The sequence below is a fragment of the Bacillus sp. JJ1764 genome (genome assembly GCF_036962145.1).
GTDB lineage: Bacteria > Bacillota > Bacilli > Bacillales > Cytobacillaceae > Neobacillus.
Window position 1 is genome coordinate 1 of record NZ_JBALNY010000134.1, and the last position, 2,046, is coordinate 2,046.

The 2,046-nt window shown below is 35.3% G+C and carries 1 protein-coding gene; it reads left to right on the forward strand.

The features are described 5' to 3' along the window. Positions 1 to 226: 226 nt before the first annotated feature. Positions 227 to 1,921, forward strand: a complete 1,695-nt coding sequence (gene abc-f / locus V7083_RS17940) for a ribosomal protection-like ABC-F family protein (protein ID WP_335480442.1) — start codon at positions 227 to 229, stop codon at positions 1,919 to 1,921. Positions 1,922 to 2,046: the final 125 nt, after the last annotated feature.

The window sequence follows — 2,046 nt, forward strand, 5'->3', positions numbered from 1 at the left end:
AATGAACCAAGGGCCGATGAAATTATAATCTTATTTTTCAGAACATGATTCGAATAAACGAATAAATGTTGAACCTGAAGAATAGGATTAATATGTCCTTTTTTATGTCTGATCGAGAAATGCCAATTACCCTATGCCCATTTTTGGGTTTATTTGTCTATGGCATCCAATTTTCGTAAATGATATAAAAAAACTCTCTTCAGGTTCCATTGAAGGGAGTTTTTTTATGAACAAAAATACAGTTGTGTTAAAAGTGAAAGGATTATCGAAAAGCTATAACTTACAAAACATATTTGAGAATGTCGATTTTGATATTAAGTATGGCGATAGAATTGGTCTGGTTGGTTACAACGGTACTGGGAAAACAACCTTAGCAAAAATCCTTTCTGGAAAAGAAGAGCCTGACCAGGGCCATATTGAATCCTCCATCAATCTAAAAATTGGCTATCTAAGTCAATCTATTGATTATGAATTAAATGATTTTCACCATACGGCAACTGATCATTCTGATTTTTATCAACTTACCAGTGAAATGGGACTGACAAGAGTAAAAGAATGGGAAAATCAGCGTTTGCAGCATGTTAGCGGTGGGGAAAAATTAAAACTGGCGCTTTCAATGATATGGACAACGAAACCGAATGTACTTATTCTAGATGAACCGACCAATCATTTAGATTTTACAGGCATTCAATGGCTTGTAGAGGAATTAAAAAAGTTCAATGGACCTGTTTTCATCATTTCTCATGACCGTCATTTTCTAGATCAGACTGTAAATAGGATTTATGAGTTAGAACATGGCAAGATTCACTTTTTTAATGGGAATTATAGTGATTATATAGAAAAGAAAAAAAAGCTTCGCGAAGAACAACAGCATCAATACGAAGTTCAACAAAGAAAAAAACAAGAAATCGAAAGGCAAATGGGGCAGCTTCAGTCTTGGTCTGAAAAGGCCCATCGCACTTCCACTAAAGAAGAGGGGTTCAAGGAGTATCATCGTGTAAAAGCGAAAAGGCTCGATAAACAAGTGAAGTCTAAAATGAAACGTCTTGAGAGCGAACTTGAAAAAAACAAAATCGATAGACCACATGAAGAAGCTCAGGTCCGGTTTCAATTTGAAAGCCAAGGGAAAAGAGGGAAACGGATTATAGAAGCCAAGAAACTTACAAAATCATTTGGTAATCGAATTCTATTTCAACCAACTCATTTCTACATTAATCATGGTGAAAGAATCGGAATAATCGGTGAAAATGGCTGTGGAAAAACAACGCTACTTAAGCTGATTCTTGGTGAAGAGTCAATTGACCAGGGAGAACTTTGGAAAAGCGACTCTCTTAAAATTGCTTATCTCAGTCAAGATGTTGCGGATATGCCTGTTAATAAGTTGATTATGGATGCTCTCGGTTATACGGATAAAGAGGATATTTATAAAGCGAGAACGTATCTTGCCAATTTAGGTTTAAGGGAAGAACATCTTTCCAAGCCAATTGGTATGCTAAGTTTGGGAGAGAGAACACGTGTCAAAGTGGTGGATATTTTAATGAAGGATTATGATGTGCTTATTTTAGATGAGCCTACAAACCACCTCGATTTGCCAACCAGGGAACAGCTTGAACAAACTTTAAATGAATTTTCTGGTACGATTATTATGGTATCTCATGATTACTATTTTTTAAATAAGCTATGCAATCGAATACTAGTATTTGAAAATAAACAAATTCATCGTAAGGAAATGACTCCTGACGAATACTTTAATCCCAAAAAGCAAATACAAGGTAACAAGGAAGAAGAGCTAATGGTGATTGAAAATAAGATAGTTTCGATTTTGGGGGAACTCTCCCTAATCGATCAATCAAATCCTAAATATGCTAAATTGGATCAAGAATTTAAACAATTATTATTGAGGAAGAAATCACTACTATAGCTACTTTTCTAATTGGGTGTTCTAAAAGTTGCTCCGACTTCGAACAGCAATGCAATGATTTTGACTTGTGTTGTCCGAAGATGACTTGACTTCGGACAACAATGGAATGATATTGACTTTCGTTG

Bases quoted from the DNA above. Each gene is read 5' to 3' on its own strand.
- abc-f (WP_335480442.1), top strand. From the start codon at position 227: ATGAACAAAAATACAGTTGTGTTAAAAGTGAAAGGATTATCGAAAAGC.